Here is a 7,153-nt window from a genome sequence, read left to right as displayed (position 1 = left end):
GGAAGGAATGATCGAATCATTACTAAAAGACCCAAAAAGGATTTCTGTAAAACCGGCTGAAGTTGAGATAGACCTTATTGATCAATATGCCTATCGGGTAAGCGCAGAGAAAAAAGGCCCTTTATTGAGACATATTATCAATTCAGGTGACTGGAGCCAGATTTTAGTCTTTACATCCTCAATTAGAACGGCTAACAATGTGGTCACTAAACTGGTAAAAAACGGAATTGATGCAATCGCTTTTCATGGAGATAAGAGTCAGGGAGCAAGAACAGAGGCATTGGCTAGATTCAAATCTGGAAAGACACGAGTACTCGTTGCAACAGACCTAGCGGGAAGAGGTATTGATATTCAATTTTTACCATTGGTGATCAACTTCGAATTGCCTCGATCTCCGAAAGACTATGTCCACAGAATCGGAAGAACTGGGAGAGCAGGTGCAACCGGCGAGGCAATATCTTTAGTTACAGAAGAGGATTTACACCATTTTAAAATCATCCAAAAAAAGATGAAAAAACATATACAGTTGAGAAGTACCGAGGACTTCGATTTCTAAAAGAAATTTGAATTTTCATTTTTTTAGAGGAACTTTTGTTTCTATTCAATCTCAAAAAAATGATCTCACTTAGAATCAAATCGATTTTTTATTTCCTACTGATTTTTCAACTTTTCAGTTATGAGCTATCAGCTTTTGCCCAATCCTTACCAAATGTAATTGTAATAATTACCGATGATCAGGGATATGGTGATTTTGGATTTACTGGAAATCCCCATGTTTCCACTCCTACATTGGATAAGTTAGCACAGCAAAGCATTGAGTTTACCAACTTTTATGTTTCTCCTGTTTGTGCTCCAACTCGATCAAGTTTGATGACAGGTCGATATTCTCTTCGCACTGGAATTCGAGACACTTATAATGGAGGTGCGATGATGGCCACAAATGAAATTACAATTGCTGAGTTACTTAGAAAAAAAAACTACACCACAGGGATATTTGGAAAATGGCATTTGGGTGACAATTATCCGATGCGTCCAAGCGATCAAGGTTTTGATGAATCCCTAATACATTTATCTGGTGGGATGGGACAAGTAGGAGATTTCACCACCTATTATCAGGGTGATCGAAGCTATTTTGACCCGGTTCTTTGGCATAATAACAAGCAAGAATCCTACTTGGGTTATTGCTCTGATATTTTTGCTGGAGAGGCAATTAAGTTCATTGAAGAAAATAGGAATCAGCCATTTTTCACCTATCTCTCATTTAATGCCCCGCATACTCCTCTTCAGGTTCCTGACGAATATTACCAAAAGTACAAAGATCTTGACCCTTCAGCGGGATTCGGAGCGGATGGTAAGCCCTTCTATCCTATGAACGAGTCTCAAAAAGAAGATGCCAGAAAGGTTTATGCGATGGTGGAAAACATCGATGATAACTTGAAGAAGCTCTTTGATAAGTTGGAGGAACTAAAAATAGCTGACAATACCATTGTGATTTTTTTAACCGATAATGGACCTCAACAACAGCGTTATGTGGCAGGCCTTCGAGGATTAAAAGGAAATGTATTTCAAGGCGGCGTGAGAGCTCCTTTGTTGATTCGCTACCCAAATAAGTTTCCAGAAAATAAAAAGATCAATGCCTTGACAGCGCATTTGGATATACTTCCTACTATCGCTGAACTGACAGGCCTTGCTATTCCTGTTGATAGAAAAATAGATGGAAAAAGTCTCATTCCCTTAATTGAAGGGGATGCAAGTAGCTTTGAAAACAGAAGCTTTTTCTCTTATTGGAACAGGAAATACCCGGAGCGATACAACAATATTTCTATTCAGAATTCAGGATGGAAATTAATTGGAAAAACAGATTACGATGCGTCAATTGAGGAGTTTGAATTGTACAATCTACAAGAGGATCCATATGAACAAACTAACTTAATAACTCAGGACAAAGAGAAAGGTCTTGACCTGAAAATTGAAATGGATCAGATTTTTGAGGAATTGATTCAAGAAAAAAATCTATTAGAACCGCCTAGAATTCATATTGGATATCAGGATGAAAACCCGACTTTTTTGAATAGGAATGATGCAGCGGGACAGAGAGGGATTTGGGCTCAGGAAGAAATATACGGCTATTGGAATGTAAAGATTGCTCCGGGGACTTATGATTTTAAATTCAAATTTGTAAAGCCGGTACCAGCAAAAGGAAAAATGTATTTGGAGGCAGGAACTGTTGTCAACTTAGCCACAGACAATTCGGAGGAGGAAATTGACCTCATAGAAATGAAAGGAGTGAGTCTTTTGGAAATGGAAACCGAATTAATTCCTTTTTACCAGGTAGATGGAAAACAGATTTTTCCCTTCTGGGTGGAAGTCCTAAAAAGATAATCCTTTGCCTTCTATCATTTAAATCTTTTTAAACTATAAATCAGATTCAATAGATTGATATTTTAGCTTATCTTTTTGCCAATAAAATTCCATAATCGCAGAGTTCATGCCCGAAAAACCAAGTCCTGAAATTCAAGAAAAATTACCAAGAAATTTAGGCCTTTGGGGAGTTTGGATGCTGGTAGTCAATGGTTTAATAGGTGCTGGGATCTTTGGGTTACCCTCTGGAGCTGCCAGATTAGCAGGAGAATACAGTGTATTGATCTATGCTTTTTGCGCTATCTTGATTCTTCCTGTTATATTATGTTTTGCGGAATTAGGGAGCTACTTCCGAGGCACAGGAGGTCCTATTCGGTATGGGAAATTGGCATTTGGATCATTCGTGGGATTTCAGGGGGGATGGCTTTATTATTTAGCAAGACTAATTTCATTTGCAGCAAATACGGTCCTCTTAACAGATAGTATAGGATACTTTCTTCCTATCGCTTCTGAAGGATCTGGAAGACTTATTTCTTTAGCAATTACTTGCGGAGCATTAAGCTTGATCAATATTTTAGGTTCTGTGGAATCCATCCGATCAATGACCATTTTTACAATCATCAAATTCTCTGTCCTAATTGGATTGGTATTTGGAGGATTTGCGATTTTAGGTCCTGATGTCTTACCTTCTTTCGGCAGTCCTCTGCCAGAAAGCTCGAATTTAGGAGCCGCTGCCCTTTTATTAATCTATGCATTTGTCGGTTTTGAGGGAGCAGTTGTACCTGCCGGTGAAGCCAAAAGACCCGAAAGGGATATGCCTTTGGGCTTGTTGCTAGGTTTAGTAATTGTCGCTGTTTTGTATATGTTAATCCAACTAGTTACACAGGCTGCAGTTCCAAATTTATCAGATAGCAATACCCCACTTTTAGATGCCTCATCCTCTCTATTTGGTAATACAGGAGCTGTAATTCTTATGATAGGAGTGGCAACATCCGTGATTGCTAATTTGATAGGTTCCATGTTTTCAGCTACCAGAATCACTTATGCTTTAGCTCTGGAAAAATCATTACCAAAGTGGTTTGGCGAGGTTCATATTAAATACCTTACCCCTTCCAATTCTGTGCTATTTTTCGGAATGGCAGCCTTTATTTTAGCAGCTTTTGGCAGTTTCACCTTTCTTGCTGCAATGACAGTATTATCCAGGTTGTTTTTGTACATCATGAGCTGTGCGGCCATTCCAGTGCTTAGGCCTAGATTTAAAGAACAAAGCCCATTCATCCTCAGAGGCGGATATCTAGTACCGGTTTTAGGAATCTTAGCTTGTTTATGGTTAATGATTCAGGTGAGTTGGACTTCTGTTTGGTTAACAGGGGTTTTAATTATTATCGGTTCAGTATTATACTGGTTTGGAAGAGATCAGAAAAAAGAAGCTTAATATTTCTTCCCGAAATTTCTAAAGCTTAAATGAAACCTTAATCTTTGATTAAAGTGAAGGTTTATTTAGAAGTACACTACTATTGCTTTTCTATTTTGCTTTAAATAATGAATAATCAAAACCTCGCCATACGAACAGTGATTTTCAGCATGCTGGGAAATGTGGTTTTGGCTACAATAAAATTTTTAGCTGGAGTCTTTGGGAATTCCTACGCATTGATAGCAGATGGAATTGAATCAGTAGTAGATGTATTTGCTTCAATTTTGGTGCTTGTTGGACTTCGATATGCAAATAGACCTGCCGATGAAAACCATCCTTATGGTCACGGAAAAGCAGAGCCTTTAATCACTTTTTTAGTGGTTGCCTTTTTAATAGTTTCGGCTGCTACTATTGCCTTTCAAGCAATTCAACACATCAGAATCCCCCATGAAACTCCCAAAAGTTTCACTTTATGGATTCTTGGTGCTATCATTCTCTGGAAAGAAACTTCGTATCAAATCGTAATCCGAAGAAGCAAAAAAATAAACTCCGCTTCCCTGAAGGCAGAAGCTTGGCATCATCGAAGCGATGCAATTACTTCAGTTGCTGCATTTATCGGAATTTCTATAGCTTTATATTTTGGAAAGGGATATGAAGTCGCTGATGACTATGCAGCTTTGGTTGCGGTATTTTTTATTGTTTACAATTGTTATAAAATCTTCAGACCAGCTTTGGCAGAAGTCATGGATGAAAACAACCATGAAGAAATGATCAATAAAATCCGGGAAATTGCAATCCAGGTAAAAGGTGTGAAAGGAACAGAAAAGTGTTTTATAAGAAAAGCAGGAATGGATTATCATGTAGACTTACATGCTTTAGTTGATGGAAATCTTACAGTGACCGAAGGGCATGATATTTCCCATGTTTTAAAGGATAAATTACAAAAAGAATTACCAGAGATAGGACATTTATTAATTCATATCGAACCCTTTTAAGGATTAATTAGTAACGGAAAATATTATGAAAAAATCTACCGTTGACGAAATCAGAGAGCGCTTTGATAAGGATGTTGAGAGATTTTCAAACCTTGAAACGGGGCAAATCGCAACGATCGATGCTCAAATTTCTTTAGAGTTAATTACTGAGGCAGCCAAGAGGCTTGTTCCAAATGCTAAAAATGTTTTGGACATAGGCTGTGGAGCAGGCAACTACACCTTAAAAATGCTTTCCAAGCTTCCAGGCCTTAATTGTACCCTTGTTGATCTGAGTAGTCCAATGCTTCAAAAAGCTGAGGAGCGTATCAGTCAAGTGGCTAAAGGAAAAGTAAAATGCATTCAGGCTGATATTCGAGTTGCTCAATTAGAAGATCATGGGTATGACATAATTTTGGCTGGGGCAGTTTTGCATCATTTGCGAGATGATGAGGATTGGGAAAGCACTTTTACAAAACTTTATCATTTATTAAAACCAGGAGGCTGCCTGATGATTTCAGATTTAATCACTCAAGAAAACCCAATCTTAGATGAATATACTTGGGAGCGATATGGGGATTATCTTGAAGATTTGGTCGATAAAGATTATAGCGAAAAAGTCCTTGCATATGTAGCGAAAGAAGATTCACCTAGATCCATGAGTTTTCAACTTGAACTGATGAAAAAGGTAGGGTTCTCAAGCACAGAAATACTTCACAAAAACATGTGTTTTGGAGCCTTTGGAGGGGTTAAATAAAAATTAAATGGAATTGAAATTAGCTTAATTGACACTAAGAAAGCTTATAGGCTTGTCTTGCCAAGAGTTTCCATTTTCCCTCTTCTTTTTGCCAAATTAACATTACACCGATTTTTATAGAATTAATTTTCTCTCCCTCTACTAATTCTGCTACTAAATAGTGTCGGACAATACCGATGTTATTTTCAATCACAATACTTTGGTCTTCGAAAGAAGCAGTAGAAAAGTCAGATTTTCCTGAGACAAGAGCCTCGATAAACTGGTCTTGATTTTCCAGTAATCCACTTGAATGGCCATATGTTAAAGAAGCCGAACTTAATTCTTTAAGTATGTTTTCTGTTGGGTCGATTAATGCTAACCTGAGTTTTTCAACTTGACCGGCAAGCTCATTTTCCGATTGCCCATATGTAGTAAGAGCTATTAGGAAAAACAAAAAGGATAAAAGTGTTTTCATCATTTTTAAAGATTTTAATTCTTTTGATTTAAGGGTAAAAGAAATATTCTGAAACGTGTTTTTAACTTTCTCCTTCAATTGGTTTTTTATGCCAGTAAGAAGCCAAAATGGATCCACTGACATTCATAAATGGCCCAAATACCGCGGGTGCAAGACCCACTGTAGCAATTTTACCCATTTCTTTTGCTATGCCTGATGCAAGCCCTCCATTTTGCATTCCTACTTCAATGGCAATTGTTCTACAATCCTTTTCGCTCAATTTAAATAATCTACTAGCCCAATACCCAAGAACATAACCTGCAAGATTGTGAGAAATAACCATGACAATCAAAAGTGGTCCAATATCCAATAAGCTGTCTCTACCGGCAGCGACAATAATTACAAGAATCAAGGCAATAGCAGCCATAGAGATAATCGGCATCAAATCATCAAGCCATTTGGACTTCCCTTGAAGGAAATAATTGAAAATTAATCCGGCACCAATCGGAATGATGACCATTTTAACAATGCTAAACATCATATCTACCACATCTATTGCTACAAATTCTCCGGCAAGCCATCCCATTAAAAATGGGGTGACTAAAGGTGCTAATAGCGTGGTAATGGATGTAACAGTAATGGAAAGTGCCAAATTAGCTTTTGCTAAAAAAGCCATCACATTGGATGCCATCCCACTTGGAGAGCAACCTATTAAAATCATCCCTGCGGCAATTTCAGGGGGAAAACCACTCAATTTAGCCAAGGTAAATCCGATAAAGGGCATGATCGAAAACTGACATAAAACTCCAATCATAACTCCTTTAGGCATTTTGACTACTCCCAAAAAATCCTTTATGCTCATGGAAGTCCCCATTCCAAACATAATCACCTGAATCAATGGAACGATCAAAGCACTGAATTTAAAGTCTTTATACTCGATAAAGTATTGTGGAAAATACATTGCTATGGCAACTGATCCAAAGATCATCATCGAATATGCATAGCCCTTCAGTTTTTCAATTCCTAAAAATAAAATCGCACAGACAAAGAAGAATCCTATCCAGAGGAAGCCGGCATTCTCAATTCCTGAAAATAAACTTGTAGCAATTGCCGCAATAAATAAGATTGCTGAAAGAACAGAAAGTGATTTAGTGATTTTCGAATTCAAGATTGAGGTATTTTGGGTGAAAGCTTTTGAAATTAACCCGAAAACAAGC

General features: G+C 37.7%; 7 protein-coding genes. 5 read left to right on the top strand and 2 right to left on the bottom strand.

Annotation, left to right across the window (positions count from 1 at the left end):
* The 5 genes from Q0L68_RS13760 to Q0L68_RS13740 all read left to right on the top strand — a co-directional run.
* On the top strand, positions 1-556 hold a 556-nt coding region (locus tag Q0L68_RS13760), incomplete at its 5' end, for a helicase-related protein (protein ID WP_296704209.1).
* 59 nt (positions 557-615) lie between these two features.
* Positions 616-2,382: an arylsulfatase gene (locus Q0L68_RS13755; RefSeq protein ID WP_296704207.1), complete on the top strand. Its 1,767-nt coding sequence runs from the start codon at positions 616-618 to the stop codon at positions 2,380-2,382.
* 106 nt (positions 2,383-2,488) lie between these two features.
* Positions 2,489-3,796 (top strand): APC family permease, encoded by a 1,308-nt coding sequence (locus tag Q0L68_RS13750; protein ID WP_296704204.1) that lies wholly within the window; start codon positions 2,489-2,491, stop codon positions 3,794-3,796.
* A gap of 107 nt (positions 3,797-3,903) precedes the next feature.
* Positions 3,904-4,770, top strand: coding sequence for a cation diffusion facilitator family transporter (locus tag Q0L68_RS13745; RefSeq protein ID WP_296704201.1), 867 nt, complete (start codon positions 3,904-3,906; stop codon positions 4,768-4,770).
* Positions 4,771-4,795: 25 nt separating this feature from the next.
* Entirely contained in the window at positions 4,796-5,503 is a 708-nt protein-coding gene (locus Q0L68_RS13740) for a class I SAM-dependent methyltransferase (RefSeq protein ID WP_296704198.1), read from the top strand.
* 34 nt (positions 5,504-5,537) lie between these two features.
* Here the strand turns inward: Q0L68_RS13740 and Q0L68_RS13735 are convergent, their stop codons facing one another.
* Positions 5,538-5,957, bottom strand: a complete 420-nt coding sequence (locus Q0L68_RS13735) for a nuclear transport factor 2 family protein (protein ID WP_296704197.1) — start codon at positions 5,955-5,957, stop codon at positions 5,538-5,540.
* A 61-nt stretch (positions 5,958-6,018) separates the two neighbouring features.
* Complete coding sequence (locus Q0L68_RS13730) at positions 6,019-7,062, bottom strand: bile acid:sodium symporter family protein (RefSeq protein WP_296704211.1); 1,044 nt, start codon at positions 7,060-7,062, stop codon at positions 6,019-6,021.
* Positions 7,063-7,153: the final 91 nt, after the last annotated feature.

Source organism: Algoriphagus sp. (genome assembly GCF_024642405.1).
Lineage (GTDB): Bacteria > Bacteroidota > Bacteroidia > Cytophagales > Cyclobacteriaceae > Algoriphagus.
This window is presented reverse-complemented; position numbering and strand designations above follow the sequence as displayed.

What these genes read in the sequence shown, in the direction of transcription:
- Q0L68_RS13755 (WP_296704207.1), top strand. Translation starts at nt 616, where the DNA reads ATGATCTCACTTAGAATCAAATCGATTTTTTATTTCCTACTGATTTTT.
- Q0L68_RS13750 (WP_296704204.1), top strand. Translation starts at nt 2,489, where the DNA reads ATGCCCGAAAAACCAAGTCCTGAAATTCAAGAAAAATTACCAAGAAAT.
- Q0L68_RS13745 (WP_296704201.1), top strand. Translation starts at nt 3,904, where the DNA reads ATGAATAATCAAAACCTCGCCATACGAACAGTGATTTTCAGCATGCTG.
- Q0L68_RS13740 (WP_296704198.1), top strand. Translation starts at nt 4,796, where the DNA reads ATGAAAAAATCTACCGTTGACGAAATCAGAGAGCGCTTTGATAAGGAT.
- Q0L68_RS13735 (WP_296704197.1), bottom strand. Translation starts at nt 5,957, where the DNA reads ATGAAAACACTTTTATCCTTTTTGTTTTTCCTAATAGCTCTTACTACA.